The sequence below is a fragment of the Streptomyces sp. S4.7 genome (genome assembly GCF_010384365.1).
Lineage (GTDB): Bacteria > Actinomycetota > Actinomycetes > Streptomycetales > Streptomycetaceae > Streptomyces.
Genome location: NZ_CP048397.1, coordinates 5299188 through 5321996, shown reverse-complemented (window position 1 = coordinate 5321996; position 22809 = coordinate 5299188). Strand labels below are relative to the sequence as shown.

18 protein-coding genes and 1 pseudogene are annotated in these 22809 nt (G+C 70.4%); 6 read left to right on the top strand and 13 right to left on the bottom strand.

All coding sequences use genetic code 11. The features are described 5' to 3' along the window. Nucleotides 1–30: 30 nt before the first annotated feature. Nucleotides 31–1056, bottom strand: a complete 1026-nt coding sequence (locus SSPS47_RS23895; protein WP_164252812.1) for an ATP-dependent 6-phosphofructokinase — start codon at nt 1054–1056, stop codon at nt 31–33. 229 nt (nt 1057–1285) lie between these two features. Between SSPS47_RS23895 and pta the strand changes: the two genes are divergently transcribed. The 3 genes from pta (at nt 1286) to pyk (ending at nt 6191) form a co-directional block, all read left to right on the top strand. Beyond that, the gene (pta, locus tag SSPS47_RS23890; protein WP_164252811.1) at nt 1286–3418 is read left to right on the top strand and encodes a phosphate acetyltransferase; all 2133 of its coding nucleotides are present in this window, start codon (nt 1286–1288) and stop codon (nt 3416–3418) included. Between the two features lie 50 nt (nt 3419–3468). After that, nucleotides 3469–4680, top strand: a complete 1212-nt coding sequence (locus SSPS47_RS23885; RefSeq protein ID WP_164252810.1) for an acetate kinase — start codon at nt 3469–3471, stop codon at nt 4678–4680. A 74-nt stretch (nt 4681–4754) separates the two neighbouring features. Next, nucleotides 4755–6191, top strand: a complete 1437-nt coding sequence (gene pyk / locus SSPS47_RS23880; RefSeq protein ID WP_147873792.1) for a pyruvate kinase — start codon at nt 4755–4757, stop codon at nt 6189–6191. Nucleotides 6192–6277: 86 nt separating this feature from the next. Here pyk and SSPS47_RS23875 read toward each other — a convergent pair whose 3' ends face one another. The 4 genes from SSPS47_RS23875 to SSPS47_RS23860 all read right to left on the bottom strand — a co-directional run bounded on the left by SSPS47_RS23875 (nt 6278) and on the right by SSPS47_RS23860 (nt 10489). Continuing rightward, nucleotides 6278–7573: a hypothetical protein gene (locus SSPS47_RS23875; protein WP_239065028.1), complete on the bottom strand. Its 1296-nt coding sequence runs from the start codon at nt 7571–7573 to the stop codon at nt 6278–6280. Then, nucleotides 7542–8156, bottom strand: coding sequence for a DUF6114 domain-containing protein (locus SSPS47_RS23870; RefSeq protein WP_164252809.1), 615 nt, complete (start codon nt 8154–8156; stop codon nt 7542–7544). Before SSPS47_RS23870 ends, SSPS47_RS23875 begins: the two co-directional genes overlap by 32 nt. 120 nt (nt 8157–8276) lie before the next feature. Beyond that, complete coding sequence (locus tag SSPS47_RS23865) at nt 8277–8906, bottom strand: DUF6230 family protein (protein ID WP_147873795.1); 630 nt, start codon at nt 8904–8906, stop codon at nt 8277–8279. 608 nt (nt 8907–9514) lie between these two features. Continuing rightward, entirely contained in the window at nt 9515–10489 is a 975-nt protein-coding gene (locus tag SSPS47_RS23860) for a tetratricopeptide repeat protein (protein ID WP_203557912.1), read from the bottom strand. 377 nt (nt 10490–10866) lie between these two features. On the opposite strand from SSPS47_RS23860, the gene SSPS47_RS23855 reads away from it, so the two are divergent. Further along, a complete protein-coding gene (locus tag SSPS47_RS23855; RefSeq protein ID WP_164252808.1) occupies nt 10867–11496 on the top strand; it encodes a TetR/AcrR family transcriptional regulator in 630 nt (209 codons plus the stop codon). A 306-nt stretch (nt 11497–11802) separates the two neighbouring features. On the opposite strand, the gene SSPS47_RS23850 is transcribed toward SSPS47_RS23855, so the two are convergent. From SSPS47_RS23850 to SSPS47_RS23835, 4 genes are all read right to left on the bottom strand, one after another. After that, nucleotides 11803–13521: a methylmalonyl-CoA mutase family protein gene (locus tag SSPS47_RS23850; RefSeq protein WP_147873797.1), complete on the bottom strand. Its 1719-nt coding sequence runs from the start codon at nt 13519–13521 to the stop codon at nt 11803–11805. A gap of 83 nt (nt 13522–13604) precedes the next feature. Next, entirely contained in the window at nt 13605–13931 is a 327-nt protein-coding gene (locus SSPS47_RS23845; protein ID WP_147873798.1) for a DUF3817 domain-containing protein, read from the bottom strand. A 44-nt stretch (nt 13932–13975) separates the two neighbouring features. Continuing rightward, on the bottom strand, nt 13976–14485 hold the full coding sequence (locus SSPS47_RS23840; protein WP_164252807.1) for a MarR family transcriptional regulator: 510 nt from the start codon (nt 14483–14485) through the stop codon (nt 13976–13978). A gap of 10 nt (nt 14486–14495) precedes the next feature. Continuing rightward, nucleotides 14496–15992, bottom strand: a complete 1497-nt coding sequence (locus SSPS47_RS23835) for an MFS transporter (protein WP_239065027.1) — start codon at nt 15990–15992, stop codon at nt 14496–14498. 85 nt (nt 15993–16077) lie between these two features. Between SSPS47_RS23835 and SSPS47_RS23830 the strand changes: the two genes are divergently transcribed. Then, nucleotides 16078–17058: a DUF5937 family protein gene (locus SSPS47_RS23830; RefSeq protein WP_164252806.1), complete on the top strand. Its 981-nt coding sequence runs from the start codon at nt 16078–16080 to the stop codon at nt 17056–17058. 70 nt (nt 17059–17128) lie between these two features. Continuing rightward, nucleotides 17129–18160: a glycoside hydrolase family 6 protein gene (locus SSPS47_RS23825; protein ID WP_164252805.1), complete on the top strand. Its 1032-nt coding sequence runs from the start codon at nt 17129–17131 to the stop codon at nt 18158–18160. A gap of 54 nt (nt 18161–18214) precedes the next feature. Here SSPS47_RS23825 and SSPS47_RS23820 read toward each other — a convergent pair. From SSPS47_RS23820 to SSPS47_RS23805, 4 genes and pseudogenes are all read right to left on the bottom strand, one after another. Then, nucleotides 18215–20178 (bottom strand): annotated as a pseudogene (locus SSPS47_RS23820) (galactose oxidase-like domain-containing protein). A 3-nt stretch (nt 20179–20181) separates the two neighbouring features. Beyond that, nucleotides 20182–21945, bottom strand: coding sequence for a cellulose synthase catalytic subunit (locus SSPS47_RS23815; RefSeq protein ID WP_164252804.1), 1764 nt, complete (start codon nt 21943–21945; stop codon nt 20182–20184). A 192-nt stretch (nt 21946–22137) separates the two neighbouring features. After that, nucleotides 22138–22431 carry an MTH1187 family thiamine-binding protein gene (locus SSPS47_RS23810; protein WP_078075032.1) on the bottom strand — a complete coding sequence of 98 codons (294 nt, stop codon included), beginning with the start codon at nt 22429–22431 and terminating at the stop codon, nt 22138–22140. After that, nucleotides 22428–22772: a DUF3817 domain-containing protein gene (locus SSPS47_RS23805; protein WP_147873804.1), complete on the bottom strand. Its 345-nt coding sequence runs from the start codon at nt 22770–22772 to the stop codon at nt 22428–22430. The genes SSPS47_RS23810 and SSPS47_RS23805 overlap by 4 nt, the downstream gene beginning before the upstream one ends. Nucleotides 22773–22809: the final 37 nt, after the last annotated feature.

Below are 22809 nucleotides of genomic sequence, written 5' to 3'. Positions count from 1 at the left end.
CCCGAAGGACCGACCGCCCGACGAGGCGTTCTAGAAGACCGACTCCGCCTCGAACATCCGGTTCTCCGGCACCGTCTTGAGGCGGGTGACGGCCTCCGCGAGCGGCACCATCGACACCGATGTGCCGTTCAGCGAGGTCATCCTGCCGAAGTCGCCGTTGTGGACCGCCTCCACCGCGTGCCAGCCGAAGCGCGTCGCCAGCACCCGGTCGTACGCCGTCGGCGTTCCCCCGCGCTGTACGTGGCCGAGGATGACCGGCCTGGCCTCCTTGCCCAACCGCCGCTCCAGCTCACTCGCGAGGTGGTTGCCGATGCCCTCGAAGCGTTCGTGGCCGAACTGGTCGATCTCGCCCCGTACGTAGTGCATCGAGCCCTCGGCCGGGTGCGCGCCCTCGGCGACGCAGATGACCGCGAACTTCTTGCCGCGCGCGAACCGCTCCTCGACCATCTTCACGATGCTGTCGACCTCGAAGGGCCGCTCCGGCAGGCAGATGCCGTGCGCACCGCCCGCCATGCCCGACTCCAGCGCGATCCATCCGGCGTGCCGGCCCATGACCTCGACGACCATGACGCGCTGGTGCGACTCGGCCGTGGTCTTGAGCCGGTCGATGGCCTCGGTGGCGACCATCACGGCCGTGTCGAAGCCGAAGGTGCGGTCGGTGGAGGAGATGTCGTTGTCGATGGTCTTCGGAACGCCCACCACGGGCATGCCCGCGTCGGAGAGCATCCGGGCCGCCGTGAGGGTGCCCTCGCCGCCGATCGGGATGAGGGCGTCGATGCCGTACTTGCGGCCCAGCTCGTCGGCGCTCTCGGCCGCCTCCCGCAGCCGGCCGCGCTCCAGCCGGGCGGAACCGAGAATCGTGCCGCCGCGCGCCAGGATGCCGCTGACCGAGTCGAGGTCGAGCGGACGGTAGTGGCCGTCGAGGAGGCCCTTGAAGCCGTCCTCGAAGCCGATGACCTCGTCGCCGTGTCCGGTCACGGCGCGGTGGACGACCGAGCGGATCACGGCGTTCAGGCCGGGACAGTCGCCGCCTGCGGTGAGAACTCCGATACGCATCGCGCTGTGTCTCCTGCTCACTCGGGGTGGTCTGGTGCGGACCTGCCACGGGCCGTACCGCCTACCCGTCTCGGAGGCGCCGTACCCACCCCCACAGGTATTGTCAAGAGGGCTTTGCCACCCTAACGGGCCTAACGGCAGAAACAGGAATTTCGCTCCCCGCCCCACCACCGCGGGGACGCGTCGCCTCCCCCCTCTTCCCTCATCTTCGTCGAACAGGAGAGCACGCGTGACTCGCAGCGTGTACGTGACCGGGATCGAACGCGGAGACGGCCGGCAGGTCGTCGAGCTGGGAGTCATGGAGCTTCTGACCCGCCAGGTGGACCGCGTGGGCGTGTTCCGTCCACTGGTCCACGCCAACGGCCCCGACCGCCTGTTCGACCTGCTGCGCGCCCGTTACCGGCTCTCGCAGGACCCGGCGTCCGGCTACGGCCTCGGCTACGCGGAGGCCGCCGGGATCCAGGCCGACGGTGGTACGGACGAGTTGGTGTCGCAGCTCGTACGGCGCTTCCACGAGGTTTCGCGGGAGTACGAGGTCGTGCTCGTGCTCGGCACCGACTTCGCCGACACCCAGCTCCCCGACGAGCTGTCGCTCAACGCGCGGCTGGCCAACGAGTTCGGCGCCTCGGTGATACCGGTGGTCGGCGCCAAGGGCCAGCACGCCGACTCCGTACAGGCCGAGGCACGCAATGCCCACCGGGCGTACGCCGTGCTCGGCTGCGACATCCTCGCGATGGTCGTGAACCGGGTGGCCCCCGAGGACCGCGACGCGATCGACGCGCAGCTGCGGCAGCAGTTGCCGGTGCCCTGCTACACGCTGCCCGACGAGGCGGCGCTGGCCGCTCCGACCGTCTCGCAGATCACCCGGGCCCTCGGCGGCACGGTGCTGCTCGGGGACGAGGCCGGTCTGGCGCGCGACGCGCTCGACTTCGTCTTCGGCGGCGCGATGCTGCCGAATCTGCTCGGCGCCCTGACTCCCGGCTGTCTGCTGGTCACGCCGGGCGACCGGGCCGATCTGGTGGTGGGCGCGCTCGCCGCGCACTCGGCGGGCACACCGCCCATCGCGGGCGTGCTGCTGACGCTGGACGAGCGGCCGGCCGATTCGGTCCTCACCCTCGCCTCCAAGCTCGCGCCGGGCACACCGGTCGTCTCGGTGGTCGCGGGATCCTTCCCCACGGCGGGCGAACTGTTCGCGCTGGAGGGGAAGTTGAGCGCCGAGACGCCGCGAAAGGCGGAGACGGCGCTGGGTCTCTTCGAGCGGTACGCGGACACCGGTGATCTGCTGGCACGGATGTCGGTGGCGCGCAGCGGCCGGGTGACGCCGATGATGTTCGAGCACGATCTGCTGGAGCAGGCCCGCGCCGTACGCCGCCGCGTCGTCCTGCCGGAGGGCACGGAGGAACGGGTGCTGCGCGCGGCCGATGTGCTGCTGCGCCGCGACGTCTGCGACCTGACGCTCCTCGGGGACGTCGACGTCATCGTCAAGAAGGCCGCCGATCTCGGTATCGATCTGGCGGGCACGCAGATTGTCGACCCGGCGACGGACGAGCTCCGGCAGCGGTTCGCCGAGCGTTACGCCGAGCTGCGCGCGCACCGGGGCGTGACCGTGGAGCTGGCGTACGACGTGGTGGCCGACGTGAACTACTTCGGGACACTGATGGTCGACGCGGGGCTCGCGGACGGCATGGTCTCGGGCTCCGTGCACTCCACGGCGGCCACGATCCGCCCGGCGTTCGAGATCATCAAGACGAAGGGGGCCGCGCGGAGCGCGTCAGGCGGGGTGGCGGCGGACGACGGGCGGGCGGTGACGCCCTCGTCGAGCGTCTCCTCGGTCTTCTTCATGTGCCTGGCCGACAAGGTGCTGGTGTACGGCGACTGCGCGGTGATCCCGGACCCGGACGCCGGGCAGCTCGCGGACATCGCGGTACAGGCCGCCGCGACCGCCGCCCGGTTCGGCGTCGAGCCGCGGATCGCGATGCTCTCGTACTCGACGGGGACCTCGGGCTCGGGGGCGGACGTCGACAAGGTCCGCGAGGCGACGAAGCTGGTGCGCGCCGCGCGGCCCGAGCTGAAGATCGAGGGGCCGATCCAGTACGACGCGGCGGTGGAGCCGTCCGTCGCCGCGACGAAGCTGCCCGATTCGGAGGTGGCCGGGCGCGCGACGGTGCTGATCTTCCCCGATCTGAACACCGGCAACAACACCTACAAGGCCGTGCAGCGTTCGGCGGGCGCGGTGGCGGTGGGTCCCGTGATGCAGGGACTGCGCAAGCCGGTCAACGACCTCTCGCGCGGCGCCCTGGTCCAGGACATCGTGAACACCGTCGCCATCACCGCCGTCCAGGCGCAGGGCGACGGCGCGTGACACCGTCCGGTCCCGGCCCCACCGTCCCCTCCACGAAAGGCATCCCGCCCGTGACCTCGCAGCCCACCCGAGTCCTCGTGCTCAACTCCGGTTCCTCCTCGGTGAAGTACCAGCTGCTGGACATGCGCGACGGCACCCGTCTCGCCGTCGGCCTCGTCGAGCGCATCGGCGAGAGCACGTCGCGGCTGGTGCACACGCCCTCGGGCGACGGCGCGGTCCGGCGCGAGCGTACGCGGCGGATCGCCGACCACGAGCGGGCGTTGCGGGCCGTCGCCGAGGAACTGGCCCTGGACGGGGCGGGCATCGACTCCCCCGAGCTGGCGGCGATCGGCCACCGGGTGGTGCACGGCGGGCTGGAGTTCAGCGCGCCGACGGTGATCGACGACGCCGTGCTGGCCGAGATCGAGCGGCTGGTGCCGGTGGCGCCACTGCACAACCCGGCGAACATCACCGGCATCAGGACCGCGCGGGCGCTGCGCCCCGATCTGCCGCAGGTCGCGGTCTTCGACACCGCGTTCCACACGACGATGCCGGAGTACGCCGCGCGGTACGCGATCGACGCCGCGACGGCCGACGCGCACCGCATCCGGCGCTACGGCTTCCACGGCACGTCGCACGCGTATGTCTCACGGCGGGCCGCCGAGCTGCTGGGGCGCGCGCCCGAGGAGCTGAACCTGATCGTGCTGCACCTGGGCAACGGGGCGTCGGCGTCGGCCGTCGCGGGCGGGCGCTGTGTGGACACCTCGATGGGGCTGACCCCCTTGGAGGGGCTGGTGATGGGTACGCGCTCCGGGGACATCGATCCGGCGGTGGTCTTCCATCTGGAGCGGGTCGCCGGAATGGACACCGACGAGATCGACGAACTGCTCAACAAGAAGAGCGGGTTGACGGGGCTCTGCGGTGACAACGACATGCGGGAGATCCGCCGCCGGGTCGACGCGGGTGACGCCGCGGCGACGCTGGCCTTCGACATTTACATCCACCGTCTGAAGAAGTACATCGGCGCCTATTACGCGGTGCTCGGCCGGGTGGACGCGGTGGTGTTCACCGCGGGCGTCGGCGAGAACGCGGCGCCGGTGCGGGAGGCCGCGATCGCCGGGCTCGGGGAGTTGGGGCTGGTCGTCGACGCGGAACTCAACGCCGCACGGTCCGGCGAGCCGCGCCTGGTGTCGCCGGAACACGCGCGCGTCGCCGTCGCCGTGGTGCCGACCGATGAGGAAATGGAGATCGCCCGCCAGACCTTCGCATTGGTCGACGCCTGAGCGCCACCCCGCCCATTTGTACTTTCCGCCAGACGGAATATTCCGAGCCGAAACAAACCGATAGGATCCGCCTTATGCGCCGTTCCAAAATCGTCTGCACACTAGGCCCCGCCGTCGACTCGTACGAGCAGCTGAAATCGCTCATCGAGGCCGGTATGAACGTGGCCCGACTGAATATGAGCCACGGGTCCCACCCCGAGCACGAGGAGCGGTACCACCGCGTCCGGAAGGCGGCCGAGGCCACCGGCCGGGCCGTGGGCGTGCTCGTCGACCTCCAGGGCCCCAAGATCCGGCTGGAGACCTTCGCCGAGGGCCCCGTCGAGCTGGTGCGCGGTGACGAGTTCGTCATCACCACCGAGGATGTCCCCGGTGACAAGGGCATCTGCGGCACCACCTACAAGGGCCTGCCCGGGGACGTCGCGAAGGGCGACCAGGTCCTGATCAACGACGGCAACGTCGAGCTGCGCGTGACCGAGGTCGAGGGCCCGCGGGTCAAGACGCTGGTCGTCGAGGGCGGGGTCATCTCCGACCACAAGGGCATCAACCTGCCGGGTACGGCGGTCAATGTGCCGGCGCTCTCCGAGAAGGACGTCGAGGACCTGCGCTTCGCCCTGCGGATGGGCTGCGACATGATCGCGCTGTCCTTCGTGCGCGACGCGGACGACATCAACGACGTCCACAAGATCATGGACGAGGAGGGCCGCCGGGTCCCCGTCATCGCGAAGGTCGAGAAGCCGCAGGCCGTCGCCAACATGGAGGCCGTCGTCGCGGCGTTCGACAGCATCATGGTGGCCCGTGGCGACCTGGCGGTCGAGTACCCGCTCGAAAAGGTCCCGATGGTGCAGAAGCGGCTCATCGAGCTGTGCCGCCGCAACGCCAAGCCGGTGATCGTGGCGACCCAGATGATGGAGTCGATGATCACCAACTCCCGTCCGACGCGCGCCGAGGCGTCGGACGTGGCGAACGCGATCCTGGACGGTGCGGACGCGGTGATGCTGTCGGCGGAGTCGTCCGTCGGCGCGTATCCGATCGAGACGGTCAAGACGATGTCGAAGATCGTCGTCGCGGCCGAGACGGAGCTGCTGTCGAAGGGGCTCCAGCCGCTCGTGCCGGGCAAGAAGCCCCGTACGCAGGGTGGTTCGGTCGCCCGCGCGGCGTGCGAGATCGCGGACTTCCTGGGCGGCAAGGCGCTGATCGCCTTCACCCAGTCCGGCGATACGGCCCGCCGTCTGTCGCGCTACCGCACCTGTCAGCCCATCCTCGCCTTCACGACGGACGAGGCGACGCGCAACCAGCTCTCGCTGAGCTGGGGCGTCGAGTCCTTCGTCGTACCGCACGTGGACACCACGGACGCGATGGTCGACCTGGTGGACGCGGAGCTGCTGAAGCTCCAGCGCTACAGCGAGTCGGACACGATGATCATCACGGCCGGCTCCCCTCCGGGCGTCCCCGGCACGACGAACATGGTCCGCGTCCATCACCTGGGCGGCACGGTCGCACCGCAGAGCTGAACGCGCGATCGCCGGACGGGCTCGAAATGAGCCCGTCCGGCGATCGACGACGAAGCAGCGCCCTGAGCCCTGTCCGGCGACAGGAGCTAGTCGGTGATGTAGTTGTGGAGGCCGGGGACCGTCAGCGTGCCGCCGAACTGGCCCGCCTGGAGCACCTCCACGTCCGTGAAGAACGCGAAGGGGACGTTGAGCGGCGGCGGGGTTTCCGGGCTGAACGTGATCGGGATCAGCCCGAACAGATTGCCCTTCAACTCCTCGGTGTACATGGTGACTTGACCGTCGCGGATGGTCGACGTGGAGTCCTGCCTGCTCGCCACGTGCGCCGTACGGCCCTCGGGGTAGACGACCTTCTGGTGCAGGTCCTTGATGTCCACCTCGGAGGCGGTGAACTTCAGCGCCTTCTTGATCTTCCCGCTGCCCGTCTTCACCTCGACGATGCCGTGGTAGTCGAGCCCCCGCAGCGTGAGCTTGGTGCTCTCCAGCCTCCACGGGTCGTCCGGCAACAGCGGGATGCCCGGCTCCAGTTCGGCGGCGGCGAGCGCCTCCGGGTCGGCCTCGGGGCAGGGGAAGCGCGGCTTGCCGTCGGCGCCCTCGGGGATGTCGTCGTCCTTGCGCGCCTCAAGTCCCTCCGCGGCGTCGTCGAGTTCCTCGACCTCCGCGCCGACCTTGTCCGCGGCGTCCCTGATCGCGTCCTCGGTGCTGTCGTCGCCACCGGGCTTCTCCACCCCCGGCTCCGTGTCCGGCTCCGGGTCCGCGGGCTTGTCCGCCCCGGGCTTCTCGGGCTCCGGGTCGGCCGGCTCGTCCGGCGCCGGCTCGTCCTTGTCCGGTACGCCGAGGAGGTCGCCCAGCGCGTCGCCCAACCCCAGCGGGTCCAGCGGGTCCTTGGACTTCGACGCGCTCGGCCCGGGCGCGGGCTCCTTGGGCGCGGCCGGCTTCTGCGCGTCGGACGCGGGCGGTGTCTCGCCGGGCTTGGGCTCGGGAGCGTCACCGTCGTCCCCGTCACCGCCGGTGGGCGGCTTCGGCTTGTCCGTGGCATCCCCTGACGGATCCCCGGACGCGTCGTCCGACGGCTTCTCGGACGGCGACGGCGAGGCCGACTCCTCCGGCGGCTCGTCGGAGCGCGTGACGCACGGCCCCGGCGCGAACGGAATGTCCTTGGCGTCCTCGGCGAGCGCGAGCCGGGGCGTGAGCCCCATCCCGACGAACACCGCCGTCGGCATCGCGGCCAGCGCGAACGCCTTGCCGGCCGGGATCTGGAGCTTGGTCAGCAGCGACTTCCTGGGAGCGGCGTGGCGCGGGCCGCTTCTCTCGCGGGCCTGCCCGCCTCCGGCCGTCTCCGGCCGCGTGTCGTCACCCCGCACTGTTCCTCCCGCCGTTGGCATGGGCACTCGTCTCCGTCAGATTCGGGTCCCCGTCAGACGGGCCGGGGAGAAAAGGGCCGTCCCCGCCTCCGTCCGGGGTGCCCTGGTCGACGGCTCCGCCGTCGGGTCCGAACGTCTGCTGTCGTACGGCGGTGTGCTTGCCCGACCGGTCGTCGGCCCGGTCGTCGTGCTCCTCGTCGGCCCCCGCGGGCCGGCCCGGCGCCCAGGAGATGGACAGGGCTCCGCCTATGAGCGCGAGCAGGAACCCGATTCCGAATCCGCCGATGTTGGCCACGGGTATGGAGACGAGTCCCAGCAGGATGGTGGCGACGCCGGCGAACACCCGCACGATGCTCTGGAACCACATCGTCAGTCCCAGGGTGGCCAGCAGGACACCGATGATCAGCGAGCCCGCACCCGCCGTGGTGGCCATCGTCAGCGTGAGATGGCCCAACTTGAGCTCGGCGTAGGGGAAGTAGACGATCGGCACCCCGCTGAGGATCGCCAACAACCCCGCCCAGAACGGCCGAGTACCCCGCCAGGCGCGGAAGCGCAGCCGCCAGTAAGTGAATCGGCCGCGGGGATCCGAAGGCTCGGCGCTCATGGAAAACAGCTCCCTGGAACCAGTGTTGCTGTGAGAGATTGGGGGAGTCGGGCGGACGCGACCGCTTCGTGCGGGGCGCGCCCGCCCCAGGGGGCGAAGTGCTCAGGACCCGATGGGGGTCTAGTAGCACTCCTTGGTGCCCTTGTGCAGCTTCAGGCTCAGACCGCTGAGCTCGAAGGTGCCGGCCGTGGTCGCCCACGCCGTCTGCTTCACATCGGTCAGCGTCGCCTCTTCGGCGCGCTGTGCGAAGCCGAAGGGGTTGACCTTCTTCTCGGTCCCCGGCTGGATCCTCGTGTCGCCGGCCGCCACACCGATGTCGATGTTCTTGAACTTGGCGTCGGCTTCGAGCTTGGCGACGTCCAGATACAGGTTGGTCGCCTTGACCGGCTTCGCGCTGTCCTGGCCGGCCCGCAGCTCAAGGCTGACGCTGCCGAAGATCGGGACGTCCGGGGTGACCACCGACTGGCACATGTTGCTGATCGTGGCCGAGCTGAATCCGGAAACGGCCACCGGGTGGGCGGTCTTGTTGCCCTTGAGATCGGTGCCGTCGGCGAGGCTTCCGTACTGAACGAAGTCCTGGCCCACCAACTGGTCGGCCGAGACCTTGAAACTCTGCCCCGACACACTGAACGACGCGGCGAGCGCGCCCTGTGCGAGAGCGACACCTATCGCGGCCGTCGCGGCCACGCTCGGCACCATGACGACGGCGAACCGCTTCCATCTGGTCCCGCCACGTGCTTGGGACTCCATCACTTTCCTCCTTCTCGGACGTACATCTCCGGATCGGGCGTCGGCCCGTCCTGGGATGGGAGAAGTGCTACGTCCTCGGGAAGGAGAGCGCCGTTAAGTATCAGCGGAACGAGCCGCGTCAGAATCACCGACGATCACCCCCGAGCGACAACCACTGGGCCACGCGCCTCGCGTGGCCGCCGGACAGGCCCCGCCGGTCGGCGGGAACCCCCCTGTCCCCGGGTCGGCGCCACCGCTCCGCCGGCCCGCCCGGTGGGGTCCCGACCGCGGTGGGCACGACTGGGTCGCCGTACCGGTGCGCTGTCGGACCGAGCGTGGACGATCGTGGTGTATTCACGCTCGGGACACAAGGGGGTTCGTTACTGGCAAGTAATGAGTGGTTCACACAGGAGCCACGGGGCGGCGCCGCGCGGGCACACAGGGTGCCTCAAATCACCCCGACAGAACTCGCGAATACCGCCAATAACCGGACAGACCAAGGCGGTTGCTTTACTCGGAGTAACAGCGACCCCGCTTTACCAAGTTTTGGTAAAACGGGGTCGTCGGTGTGGTCGAGTCGGCAAATCGTTATGTGGCGCCCGGCAGCACGTGCCGGAGGCGGGACGATCTCAGAAAAGGACCCTGGCAAGTGCCTGTCGCGCCGCGGTCACCCGGGGGTCGTCCGAGCCGATCACCTCGAAGAGTTCGAGCAGTCGCAGCCGCGCCGCGTCCCGGTCCTCGCCCGCCGTGCGCCGCACGGCCTCGACCAACCGGCCGAAGGCGTCCTCGACATGACCGCCGACCAGATCGAGGTCGGCGGCGGCGATCTGCGCGGGGACGTCGTCCGCCCGCTCCGCCGCCTCCTTGCGCACCTGCTGCGGGTCCATCCCCTTCACCCGGGAGAGCAGTTCGGCCTGGGCGAGACCGAGCTTCGCCTCGGTGTTGCCGGGGTCGTCGGCGAGCACGTTCCGGTACGCCTGCGCCGCGCCGCCGAAGTCGTCGGCGTCCAGCGCGCGTACGGCGGCTTCGAGCAGCGCGTCGTACGGCCCCACCGGCTCCTCCGGCTCGGCGTCCGCGTCGGTCTCCGCGGCCCCGGCGTCTACCGTGATGCCGGTCAGGCCGAAGCGCTGCTCGCCGACCTGGATCAACTGGTCCAGCGTCTCGCGGATCTGGGCCTCGGGAGCCGCGCCCTGGAAGAGGGGCAGCGCCTGGCCCGCCACCACGGCGAAGACCGCGGGGATGCCCTGGATCTGGAACTGCTGCATCAGCATCTGGTTGGCGTCGACGTCGACCTTGGCGAGAACGAACCGGCCGTTGTACTCACGGGCCAGCCGCTCCAGTACGGGACTGAGCTGCTTGCACGGCTCGCACCACTCGGCCCAGAAGTCGATGACGACCGGGACCTCGGCGGAGCGCTGGAGGACGTCGCGCTCGAAGCCCGCCTCGTCGACGTCGATCACAAGACTGGAGGGGGGTACGGCACCGGTGTCGCCCCGACGGGCCGCCTCGGCGCGGGCCTGCTCGGCCTTGGCCTTGGCCTCACCGGCCGCCTTCACCGCGGCGAGATCGACGACGCCGCTCATGGACATGTTCCTAGGCTGCATGAGTACATCCTCCCCTCTCCGCGCGCGCATGTGAAAAGCAATCGGACATCCCGCCCCGTCCGCCTGGGGGAGAACGGACCGCCCGCACACGACCGCGCCCGCCGCGGGGGCCCCGCAGGATGCGGAGCACACGGTCGGACACGGTCCTCGCACCCCGCTCGCGCCTGAACACGATCGGGGCAAGTCCCCCGTGGGGGACCGGGGTTCGGCACGGAGTCCCCACCCCGCGCCCTGTGGTCGCCGCTCAAGAACCGCTCAAGGAGAAACGGCCTTTCGCTACGGGTCGTAGCGTAACCGACAAGCTCCCCCGTCCGTGTGAGATTCATCCGGTGAACTGACTCACAACGGATTCCCTACCGGCGGGTATGGTCGCGGGCATGCTGAGCCGCAGCCACCGCAGCCCCAACCGTGCCGGCCGTCCCCGCAGCGCCGCGGCGGACACGGCGATCCTGCTGGCGACCAGAGCCGCGCTGGTGGAACTCGGCTGGTCCAAGCTGTCGATGGGCGACGTCGCCGCGCGCGCGGGCGTCGCCAAGACCACGCTCTACCGGCGCTGGGCAAGCAAGAACGAGTTGGTGGTCGACGCGGTCGCCGTCCTCTTCGACGAGATCGAGATCCCTGACCGGGGCAGCCTCAGCGCCGACATCGAGGGCGTCGTGCTCCAGTTCGCCGCGCTGCTGGAGCGGCCGGAGACAAAGACGGCGTTGATGGCCGTGGTCGCCGAGTCGACGCGGGACGACGCGCTGCGCGACCGGATCCGTACGGCGATCGTCGACCGGCAGAAGGGCCTGGTGCTCAAGGGCCGCGAACGGGCGCAGGCGCGGGGCGAGTTGCCGTACGAGAGCGACCCCGAGGCGGCGGCCCGCAACGCCGACCTGATCTTCGACGTGATCGCGGGGGCCGTGGTGCACCGGACGCTGGTGAGCGCGGAGCGGGTGGACGAGGACTGGGCACGCGGTTTCACGCTGCTGCTGGTGGCGGGGCTGGGCGCGATCCAGGAGCCCTGAGGGCTTGACCTCAGGCGCACTTGCGTTCCCGGCGGCGCGGCGATGCGCCCCGTCTCCGGCGCCGTCGGCCGTGGGGCCGGGCCCGGCCGACCGGCTCGCGCCCTTCGACGACCGGGACAGCGGCTTCGCGGCCGTGTACGGCGATCTGACCGCCCGCGGCGGGCCGTCCGGGGACATCCCCGGGCATGTCCGTCCTCACGGAGGCGGGAGAGGCCGGCCGCCTCGGCGGCGACAGCGACTGCCCCGGACGAGCGCCCGGCCGACCGCCGACCGCCTCACGGAGTGGCCGGCGCTCCCGCGTGGCCGTCAGAAGCCGGGCGGCTCCGTGTACGTGCCCCACTCGTCCCGCAGCACGCCGCAGATCTCGCCCAGCGTCGCCTCCGCGCGGACGGCCTCCAGCATCGGTCCGATCATGTTCGACCCGTCGCGCGCGGAGGCCAGCATCGCGTCCAGCGCCGTACGGACGGCGGCGTCGTCACGGGCCGACCTGCGTTCCGCCAACTCCGCCACCTGGTCGCGTTCGACCTCGTGGCTGACCCGCAGGATCTCCAGGTCGCCGGTGACCGAGCCGTGGTGGACGTTGACGCCGACGACCCGCTTGTCGCCCTTCTCCAGCGCGCGCTGGTACTGGAAGGCGGACTCGGCGATCTCGCCGGTGAACCAGCCGTCCTCGATGCCGCGCAGAATGCCGGACGTGATCGGGCCGATGGGGTGCTGCCCGTCGGGGTGGGCGCGCAGGCCGCGCTCCTTGATCTGCTCGAAGATCTTCTCCGCGTCGGCCTCGATGCGGTCGGTGAGCTGCTCCACGTACCAGGAACCGCCCAGCGGGTCGGCGACGTTGGCGACGCCGGTCTCCTCCATCAGCACCTGCTGGGTACGGAGGGCGATCTCGGCGGCCTGCTCGCTGGGGAGGGCCAGGGTCTCGTCCAGGGCGTTGGTGTGCAGCGAGTTCGTGCCGCCGAGGACCGCCGACAGGGCCTCGACGGCGGTCCGTACGACGTTGTTGTACGGCTGCTGCGCGGTGAGTGAGACGCCCGCCGTCTGGGTGTGGAAGCGGAGCCACTGCGCCTTGTCCGTCTTCGCGCCGTACATCTCCTTCATCCAGCGCGCCCAGATCCGGCGCGCGGCGCGGAACTTGGCGATCTCCTCGAAGAAGTCGAGGTGCGCGTCGAAGAAGAAGGACAGACCGGGGGCGAAGACGTCGACGTCCATGCCGCGCGAGAGACCCAGCTCCACGTAGCCGAAGCCGTCGGCGAGGGTGTACGCCAGCTCCTGCGCGGCCGTGGCCCCGGCCTCACGGATGTGGTAGCCGGAGACGGAGAGGGGCTTGTACGCGGGGATGGACGCCGCGCAGTGCTCCATCAGGTCGCCGATCAGCCGCAGATGGGGCTCGGGCTGGAAGAGCCACTCCTTCTGCGCGATGTACTCCTTGAAGATGTCGGTCTGGAGCGTGCCGTTCAGTACGGCGGGGTCGATGCCCTGGCGCTCGGCGGCCACCAGGTACATGCAGAAGACCGGGACGGCGGGGCCGCTGATGGTCATGGACGTCGTGACGTCCCCGAGCGGGAGGTCGCCGAAGAGGATCTCCATGTCGGCTGCGGAGTCGATCGCGACGCCGCAGTGGCCGACCTCGCCGAGGGAGCGCGGGTCGTCGGAGTCGCGGCCCATGAGGGTCGGCATGTCGAAGGCGACGGAGAGACCGCCGCCGCCGTTGGCGAGGATGGTCTTGTAGCGCTCGTTGGTCTGGCGCGCGTTGCCGAAGCCGGCGAACTGGCGGATCGTCCACGTACGGCCCCGGTAGCCGGTCGCGTGGAGTCCGCGGGTGAAGGGGTACTCGCCCGGCCAGCCGATCCGCTCGAATCCCTCGTACGTGTCACCCGGGCGCGGCCCGTAGACCGGCTCGACGGGGTCACCCGAGAGCGTGGAGAAGTCCGCGTCCCGCTTGCGGGCCTTGTCGTAACGGGCCTGCCAGCGCCGGCGGCCCTCCTCGATCGCTGCGGTCTCGGCCTGCGCGTGAGCGTCCATACCTCGAATTTACTAGGACGTCCTAGTAAATGTCGAACGTAAACCGCCGCGAGTTTCCTCACGGCGGTGGGAAGGGAGCGTGGCTAGGCCTCGACGGGGGCGGTCTCGTCCCGGACGATCAGCGGCTGGACCTCTCGGGTGATCTTCGGTTCGACGAAGAACGAGGCGACCGGGATGCAGCCGGCGGCCAGCACCCACAGGAGCTTGCCGAAGGACCACTTGGCCTTGGAGCCAAGGTCGAAGGCGAAGACGACGTAGACGATGAAGAGCAGACCGTGGATCTGGGAGATCACCATGGTGTCGCCCGTGTCGAAGCCGTACTTCAGCACGATGGCGACGGTGAAGACCAGCAGCCAGACGGCGGTGATGTACGCCATGACCCGGTAGCGGGTCAGGATGCTCTGTTTCATGCGACGAGCGTAACGACCCGAAAAGTCCCCGCGGACGGCGGGGCTCAGTTCTCCTCGAAGTCCTTGGCCGAGATGCGCAGCGGGCGCAGTATCGCGAAGATCTCGGCGCACTCCTCCGCGTCGTACGCCCCGAGGCCGAACTCCATCTCCATCAGGTCGCGGGTCGCGACCTCCACCACCTCGCGGCCCCTGTCGGTGATCGAGGCGAGGGTGCCGCGGCCGTCGTTGGGGTTGGGGCGCTTGTCGACCAGACCGGCCCTGACCAGCCGGTCCACCGTGTTCGTGACGGACGTCGGGTGGACCATCAGCCTCTCGCCGATCTTGGACATGGTCAGCTCACCGGCCTTGGAGAAGGTGAGCAGCACCAGTGCCTCGTACCGCGCGAAGGTCAGCCCGTACGGTCTGACCACCGCGTCGACCTCGGCGAGCAGGATCTGGTGGGCCCGCATGATCGACGTGATGGCGCCCATCGACGGCACGGGGCCCCAGCGCTGCTGCCAGAGCTCGTCGGCTCGGGCGATGGGATCGAAGGCAAGGCTGAGCGGCTTGGACACGTCAGCGACCCTACCGAGTGGTCATGTCCCGGTCTGCCCCTACTCCCGGATTACGGGGTCCACCCGTTCGGCGGACCTCGTACACGAGAAGGACCGAGCAGAGGGTTCCGATCGCGCCGGCCCCGGCGACGACCTGGTGCACCGGCACGAACTCGGCGGCGAGACCCGCCAGCGCCATGCCGAGGCCCTGCACCGTCATCAGCCCGGCGGTCATCAGCGTCATGGCCCGGCCCCGGAGTTCCTCCGGGACCGCCTCCACGAACCACTGGTCGAGTCCGATCACGTACACGGCGCCGACGCCGGACAGGGCGAGGGCGACCACGGCCAGGGCGATACCGGGCGTGACGGCGTACACGAGCAGGGGCAGCAGCCCCAAGGCGGCGGAGGGGAGCACGATCCGTGAGCGCGAACGGGGGCCGAGCGCGGAGCCCGCGACGAGTTCGGCCGCGATGTGCCCGACGGGCATCGCGCACATCATCAGGCCGAGTGCGGCGGGGCCGACGCCGATCCGGTCGGCGTACGGCGCCATCAGCGCCTCCGGCGCGACGACGAACATCGCGGGAATCCAGAAGAGCAGCGTCAGCGCGCGGATCCGCCGGTCGGCGAAGACCAGCCGGGCGCCGTCGAGCGAGTCCCGCAGCAGATTCGCGCCGCCGTCCTTCTCGAGAAGGCGGGCCGGCCTGTCCTTCGTACCGAAGCGCAGCAGCGCGGCCGAGCAGAGGAAGGTGACAACGGTGATCGCGATCGCCCCGCGCGGGGGTACGACGGCGAGGAGGAGGCCGCCGACGGCGAACCCGACGAGAAGCGCGCTCTGCGACACGATCCGCAGGAGGGAGCGGCCGAGGACGTAGAGGTCGCCCTCCCCGAGGATGTCGGTGAGGGCCGCCATCCGGGTCCCGGTGAACACGGGCGCGACGGCGGCGACGGCGCACCGCAGCGCGAGCAGCCCCGCGACGGGCGTCCCGGGCACCACCATCACGGCGACGCACCCGGCGCAGACGAGATCGCACACGACGAGCACCCGCCGCACCGGAAACCGGTCGGCGACCCCGGCGAGGAGCGTCCCGCCGAAGACGTAGGGCAGAAACCCGAGCGCGAAGGTGAGGGCGCTGAGGAGGGGTGATCCGGTGAGGTCGTAGACGAGGACGGTCAGGGAGATCTCGGTGACGACGACCCCGAGCAGTGACAGCAGATGCGCGGCAAACACGACGCGGAACTCCCGTACCCACAACACCTCGCGATACCCCGGCGCGACCTCGGCCGGGCGGGCCGAATCGGCCCGTCCGGCGCTTGAGGACACAGCGCCCGCGCCGCCCGGCGCGGGCGGGACCTCCGAGCCGTCGGGCGCGGGTGCCCCCGCCCCGGCGGCCACCGCCGACCCGGTGGCCGGGCGGCGGGTCTCGACACGTCCGGCGATCGAGGACACGACACTCGGCACGTCCGGCGCGGGCGGGGGCTGCGGCCCGTCGGGCGTGGGGGTCGACGGGCGGGCTGATTCGGTCGGCATGGGACGAAGCCTCGTCCGGAGGGAGTCCGGGCTCTAGACTTTCGGCTCCATCCGAATCTCTCCGGACCGAGCGAGGAACCGACCCGTGGCGTTCCAGTTGCACTTCGGCGAGCACGATCTGCTGCGCTGCCGGTTCGCCCTGTCGCCGCTCTGGGAGACGCAGGAGGCCGTACGCACCCTCTCGCGGCCCGAGCGGCACGGGTATCACCTGCCGTGGCTGCGGCGGATCAGGAGCGCCGCGGCCGGGATCGATCTGCGGCGGCTGTGGCTGTTGATGCCGCAGGCCGGACACAATCCCGACTTCTTCTGCCCGCCGCCCGAGAGCCCCGTCGCCACCTTCGCCGAGGAGATCGCGCTGGTTCGGTCGACGCCCCTCGATGTCGCCCGCCGGGATCTGACCCTCACGCTCGCCGAGACGCCCGGCGCCGCCGAGAGCGGTCCGGGGCGCGAGATGCTGGACGATCCCGCGCACGCGGTGCGGGAGATCGCCGGACTGCTGGAGCAGGTCTGGCAGCGGTTGATCGAGCCCGACTGGCCCCGTCTGCGCGCGCTGCTCGAAGCCGACATCGCCTATCACTCGCGGCGGCTCGCCGAGGTCGGATTCGGGCGGCTGCTGGGCGAGTTGAGCCCCCGGCTCGTGTGGGCCGACTCCACCCTCACCGTCCTCGGCACGCGCGGCGACCACGACCGGGTGCTCGGCGGACGCGGTCTCGTCCTCGTACCGAGCGTCTTCACCTGGCCCGAGATCATCGGCGGGCACGAGCCGCCCTGGCAGCCCGCCGTGATCTATCCGGCACGCGGCATCGGCGGCCTGTGGACGGAGCCGGCCGACCGTACGCCGGAGACCCTCGCCCGGCTGCTCGGCCGGGTCCGGGCCGATGTCCTGTGCGCGCTCGACGAGCCCGCCGGGACCACCGCGCTCGCGCACCGGCTGGGCCTCGCGCCGTCCTCCGTGTCCGCGCATCTGTCGGTGCTGCGCGACGCCGGCCTGCTGACGTCGCGGCGCCAGTCGCACCAGGTGCTGTACGAGCGGACACCGCTCGGGATCGCGCTGGCGGTGTCGTAACGACACGGATTGTGACCGTTATGTCACGATTGGCCGGTCCTGTGCTTCTCCGGTCGTTCAAGGGGGCTGGATGTCCGGCCGCACACCGCGCCGCCTCTCCACCGCAGCCTCGGCCTCCGCCGCCGTTCTCGCGCTCGCGCTCGCCGCCTGCTCGTCCGGCTCCGAAGCCCCCGCGCCCGGCAGGACCGGTACCGCGGCCGTACGGGGCGAGGCCGCCCCCAGCGGCGGCTCACCGTTCTGGGTGGACCCGCAGAGCGACGCCGCGCGCCAGGTCGAGGAGTGGCAGGCCGAGGGCCGTACCGAGGACGCCGAGCTCCTCAAGCGGATCTCGGAGCGCCCCGTGGCCGACTGGCCCTCCGGCGACGACCCCGCGCCGGGGATCCGCAGGGCCGTCAAGGGCGCGGCGGGAAAACGCACGGTGGTGCTCGTCGCGTACAACATCCCGCACCGCGACTGCGGCCTCTACTCGGCCGGCGGCGCCCGCGACGGCCGGGCCTACCTCGACTGGATCGACTCCTTCGCCACCGCGATCGGCGACGCCCGCGCCCTGGTGATCCTGGAGCCGGACGCCGTCTCGCACCTGGTGGACGGCTGCACCCCCGCAGAGCACCACGCCGAGCGCAACCAGCTCCTCTCGGACGCGATCGAGCGGCTGAAGGAGCAGCCGGGCACCAAGGTCTATCTGGACGCGGGCAACCCGAACTGGATCAAGGAACCGGAGAAGCTCGCGGAGCCGCTGCGCACGGCGGGTGTCGCCAAGGCGGACGGCTTCTCGCTCAACGTCTCCAACTTCGAGACGGACGGGGCCGTCAAGACCTTCGGCACCCGGCTCTCCGGGCTCCTCGACGGCGCCCACTTCACCGTCGACACCAGCCGCAACGGCGAGGGCCCCCTCAAGGACCAGGGGGACGAGGCCTGGTGCAATCCGCCGGGCAGGTCGCTCGGGACACCACCGACCGCCGAGACCGGTGACGAGCTGATCGACGCGTACCTGTGGATCAAACGGCCCGGTGACTCGGACGGCACCTGCCGGGGCGGCCCGGCCGCCGGGACCTGGTGGCCGGACTACGCGCTCGGACTCGCCCGCCGCGCGGGTGCGTGACCTCCGTAAGGACGCTGACGCGAACCGGCCCCGACGCCGCGGCCGGCCCCACCGCTACTCCCCCTTCACCTGGATCCACTTCGCCTCCGACGACACCCCCGCCTCGTCCGTCACGAACAGCATGTACCAGCCGGGCGGCACCAGCGTCGGGTCCGACGGGACGTCAACCGTCACCGAGCCACCGCGCCTGGTCAGGGCGAGGTCGATCGAGCGCTGCTCCACGTCCGTGCTGTGCGTGACCGCGCTCGGTCGCATCAGCCGTGCCGTCCTGATCCGCCGGGAGTTCTCCGTACGGAAGGTCGCGCGCCCGTTCTGGTCGAGTTCCGTCGGCCCCTCCCCCAGCACCGGCCGCCGCTTCTCTCGGTCGCCTTCCAAGGAGGGCGGCGTGTAGATCTCGACGCGCTGCTCGAACGTGCCGAGTTTCGTGTTGTCGGCGTCGTCGAAGAGCGGGTCGGAACCGAAGGTCGCCACCCGCCCGTCGGGCAGCAGCAGCGCCTCGGAGTGGTAGTTGCGGCCGACCGTCGGATCGGCCGCCTTTTTGAAGGTGTTCGTCCTCGGGTCGTAGAACTGCGCCTTGAGGATGTCGCTGGCGCCGCGCCCCCGGTAGTCGGACGAACCGCCGCTGGTGAAGACCGTGTCGTCCGGCATGATCACGCTGCTGAGATAGCGCGTCCCCTGCGGCAGGTCCGGCCCCGGCCGGAATGCCGGGCTGTCCTCCTTCAGGTCCACGATCGCCGTACGGGACGTGGACCTGGACGACTCGCCGACCCCGCCGCCGCCCATCACCATCACCCTCTGGTCCTGCGCGGGAGGCAGCACCAGCGAGGCCGAGGTCTCCGTCTGGTCGAGCCGGCTGAGCCCGTCGACCTTCGTGAAGATGTTCTTGTCCAGGTCCCACAGACCGGGCTGGCGGCCCGCCGTGGCGGGCCCGTAGCCCGCGTTCGAGCCCGAGTAGAAGACCTTGCCGCCCTTGGTGAGGAAGAGCGCGGGATAGGTCGGGAAGTAGCGCGTCGGCCCCTTGGCCCACTTCTTCGTCCTGGGGTCGTAGATCTCGTTGGCCCCGGTCAGTACGGCGCCCACGTCGTCCAGGCCCGAGACGGCCAGCACCCGGCCGTCCTCCAGGGTGACCAGCGTCGGGTACCAGCGGGCGTCCTTCATCGGGTCGACCCGGATGTACTTCTCCGCGACCGGATCGAACTCGTACGCCGCCTTGATCCCCTGGAAGTCCTGCTTCTCCGTGGTCAGCTTCTGCGCCAGTCCGTAGTGGTTCTCCGCGTCCTTGCCCTTGAGACCGACGATCTCGTACTGCGCCGCCTCGGTCGTCAGCGCCCGCGGCCCCTTCTCCACCGCCTCCACGAAGACGCGTGCCTCGCCCGCCGTGACCTTCGTCTTCCACGGCAGCATCCGGCCGCTCTCGGCGTACGAGATCTTGAAGTCGCGCTTCGCCCTGGGGACGGTGACGTCGAACTTGCTCACGTACTCGACACCGGACGGCGAGCGGAAGCGGGTGCCCTTCTTGAAGGTCCGCGCCTTGTCCGGGTTCTCGTTCTTGACGCGCATTCCGCCGCCCGCGCGGTCGACCTCCCCGTCGAGGACCTCGTAGCGCGCGGTGCCGCCCGCCACCAGCAGCCGCCCGTCCGGCAGTTGGGAGTGGCCGGAGCAGAAGAAGTCCTCCGGGGTGGGGATCTTCCGGTACGAGTTGTCCGCCGGGTCCCACAGGACGGTGTCGAAGGTGCCCGCGTCGAACTTCTCCTGGCTGTTGCCGGATCCGGCGATGAGCAGCACCTTGCCGGTGTGCAGCAGCGCGGCGTGGATCGCGTTGGTGCGGTACTCCTCGGGCACGTCCAGCACCTCCCAGGAGCCGTACCGTGCCTTGTAGCCGGGCTGCTCGATCTTGTACGCGTGGTACTTCTCCTGCGCGAAGGAGATGGCGGCCGGCGCGTTCAGCGACATCAGCACCAGCACGGCGCCACCGCCGAGGAGGTCTTCTTGAACTTGCGCGAGGGCCGGTAGGCCATGGCTCAGTTCCCTCCTGTCGTCGTGGCGAGCGCCAGCTCGGTCTGCTCCGGTCCGTCGTCGACCGGCCCGAGCGGGATCCGCGCGGCGTCGCGGCGCCCGCGCACGGTGGTCACGGCCCAGACGGCGACCGGGGCGAGCGAGATGACCAGAGCCAGTACGGCCCAGGTACGCATCGCGGCGTGCGTGTGGCCGAAGTGGACGGACGCCGCGAGTGACACCACCAGCACGAGGGCCCAGAACAGATGGAGCCGGAAGGTCATGAGGCGGTCGGCGCTGGTCTGGCCACCCTTGGGGGTGACCACGAACCGGCCGCTGGTGCGCAGCACCGCCGAGCCCAGCGACCTGAGGTAGATCGGCGCGCAGAGCGCCGACATGGCCATGCCGGCGAGCCCGCCGGACCCCTGGGGCTCGTGGGGCGAGACGTTGTGGCGCCGGTTCCAGAGGTAGAGGCCGATCTGGCAGGCGGCGGCGTCGCTGTAGAGCATCAGCCAGAGCGAGGAGGACACCTGGGTGCCGGAGGCGCCGAGCCAGAGGAACAGCACGCAGCTGAGGATGCCGAGGAGCCAGTTGATCGCGGTCATCGGGTAGTAGACGAGCATCAGCGTGTAGCTGAGGAGCCGGCCGGGCGGCACCCTGAACAGCGCCTTGCCGTACTGCCTGAGGAGCGTCTCGTACGTGCCCCGCGACCAGCGGAGCTGCTGGGTGAAGAAGTCGGTCCAGGACTCGGGGCCCTCGCCCACGGCGAGGACGTCGGGGGTGTAGACAGACCGCCAGTACCGGCCGGTCTGCGGGTTCCTCCCGCGGTGCAGTTCGAAGCCGGTGGCCATGTCCTCGGTGATGGAGTCGTAGAGGCCGCCGACCTGTTTGAGGGCGCTGATCCGTACGGCGTTGTTGGTGCCGACGAACATGGGCGCGTGGTAGTGGTTGCCGGCCCGCTGGATCAGCGCGTGGAAGAGGAACTGCTGCGACTCGGCGGCCTTGGTGACCGCCGAGTCGTAGTTGCCGTACACCTGCGGTCCGACGACGAAGGCGATGTCGGGGTCGCGGAAGAAGCCCAGCATCCTCTCCAGGAAGTTGGCCAGCGGCACGTGGTCGGTGTCGACGGACGCGAAGAAGTCGTAGTCGTCGCCGTGCATCGCGAGCCAGGCGTTGTAGTTGCCGTGCTTGGTCCTGGCCTTGTGCACGCCCTTCTCGCGGTTCCATTCGGGGACACCGAGGCGGCTGAAGTGCCGCACCCCCAGCTCCCGGCAGAGCCGCCGCGCGGACGGGTCGTCGCCCTCGTCGAGCAGCCAGATGTCGAGGGGCCCGCGGTGGCGCAGCCGTACGGCGCCTTCGAGGGTGGCCCGGAGCATGGAGAGCGGCTCCTTGCCGGGGACGTACGTGGTGACGAAGGCGACGCGGGTGCCGAGCTCGGCGACCACCGGGACGGGGTCCCGGGCGACCAGCGTCGCGTGCGCGATGGAGGCGACGTTGACGAGCATGAAGAGGGCGATGAGCCCGATCGACACGAGCATCACGGTGTCGAAGACGACCAGCCAGCGGGCGCCGCCCTCGCGTTCGGTCCAGTGGGTCGGCCAGATCAGATAGACCATCAGCACGCCGGACAGGAACGGGGCCATGACCATGAGAGCGACGGCACGTACCCGGTGGGGCTCCTGCGCCAGCAGACTCCGGTATCGCACCTGGTAGGCGGTGGTCCGGTCCGGCTCGGTCAGCGGGCCCGCGAGACGGCTGTGGGTTTCGTAGTCGTAGCCCTCCGGCCGCACGGCACCTCCAGCGATTGGGCGAGGTCGATATCCTCAGAGAAGTGGATATACCTCGGCGTGTCGACTGGGGTCGTCCGTGCGAGTGGCGGTAAGAGAAGGCGGATCACGGGCGGTCAAGGCCCTTTCGGACGCCCGATCGCCGGGCGGGCCGCCCACGGCCCGTCCGGCGATCGATGAGACGTCACGCCGCCGTCAGCCGGCGAGGTGCCGTTCCAGCGTCTCGACCTTGGAGTTGAGACCGTCGGTGACACCCGGCCGCACGTCGGCCTTCAGGACGAGCGAGACGCGCGGGGCCCGCGCCTCGACGGCGGCGACCGCCCGCTTGACCACGTCCATCACCTCGTCCCACTCGCCCTCGACGGAGGTGAACATGGCGTCGGTGTGGTTCGGCAGCCCGGACTCGCGTACCACCCGGACGGCGTCGGCGACGTACTCCCCCACGTCCTCACCCACACCGAGCGGCGTGATGGAGAAGGCGACGATCATGCGCTGACCGTGCCCTCGCGGCGGGCGCGGGAGGCGATGACCTCGTCCTCGGCCTCGCGCTTGAGCTTGCGCTCGGCGTAGAAGCCGCCGGCCGGCAGGACGGACAGCGCGAAGTAGAGGGCGGCGGTGCCCAGTGACCACTTGGTGCGCTTCCAGGCGTCCAGCCAGAAGATCACGTACAGGACGAAGAGCAGCCCGTGGATCGCGCCCATGACCGGGACGGCGTTGAAGTCCGTCGTGCGCTTGAGCACGGAGCAGACGAGCAGCAGCAGAAAGGACACGGCCTCCGGCGCCGATACCAGTCGGAGACGGTGGAGGGATGAGGCGGTCTTGATGTCCACGAGGCAGGCACCTTCGTCGTCGGGGGGCGTCGCGATC

Coding starts and splice junctions, on each gene's coding strand:
- SSPS47_RS23895 (WP_164252812.1), bottom strand. CDS start 1,056: ATGCGTATCGGAGTTCTCACCGCAGGCGGCGACTGTCCCGGCCTGAAC.
- pyk (WP_147873792.1), top strand. CDS start 4,755: ATGCGCCGTTCCAAAATCGTCTGCACACTAGGCCCCGCCGTCGACTCG.
- SSPS47_RS23875 (WP_239065028.1), bottom strand. CDS start 7,573: ATGCCAACGGCGGGAGGAACAGTGCGGGGTGACGACACGCGGCCGGAG.
- SSPS47_RS23870 (WP_164252809.1), bottom strand. CDS start 8,156: ATGAGCGCCGAGCCTTCGGATCCCCGCGGCCGATTCACTTACTGGCGG.
- SSPS47_RS23865 (WP_147873795.1), bottom strand. CDS start 8,906: ATGGAGTCCCAAGCACGTGGCGGGACCAGATGGAAGCGGTTCGCCGTC.
- SSPS47_RS23860 (WP_203557912.1), bottom strand. CDS start 10,489: ATGCAGCCTAGGAACATGTCCATGAGCGGCGTCGTCGATCTCGCCGCG.
- SSPS47_RS23855 (WP_164252808.1), top strand. CDS start 10,867: ATGCTGAGCCGCAGCCACCGCAGCCCCAACCGTGCCGGCCGTCCCCGC.
- SSPS47_RS23850 (WP_147873797.1), bottom strand. CDS start 13,521: ATGGACGCTCACGCGCAGGCCGAGACCGCAGCGATCGAGGAGGGCCGC.
- SSPS47_RS23845 (WP_147873798.1), bottom strand. CDS start 13,931: ATGAAACAGAGCATCCTGACCCGCTACCGGGTCATGGCGTACATCACC.
- SSPS47_RS23835 (WP_239065027.1), bottom strand. CDS start 15,992: ATGCCGACCGAATCAGCCCGCCCGTCGACCCCCACGCCCGACGGGCCG.
- SSPS47_RS23825 (WP_164252805.1), top strand. CDS start 17,129: ATGTCCGGCCGCACACCGCGCCGCCTCTCCACCGCAGCCTCGGCCTCC.
- SSPS47_RS23810 (WP_078075032.1), bottom strand. CDS start 22,431: ATGATCGTCGCCTTCTCCATCACGCCGCTCGGTGTGGGTGAGGACGTG.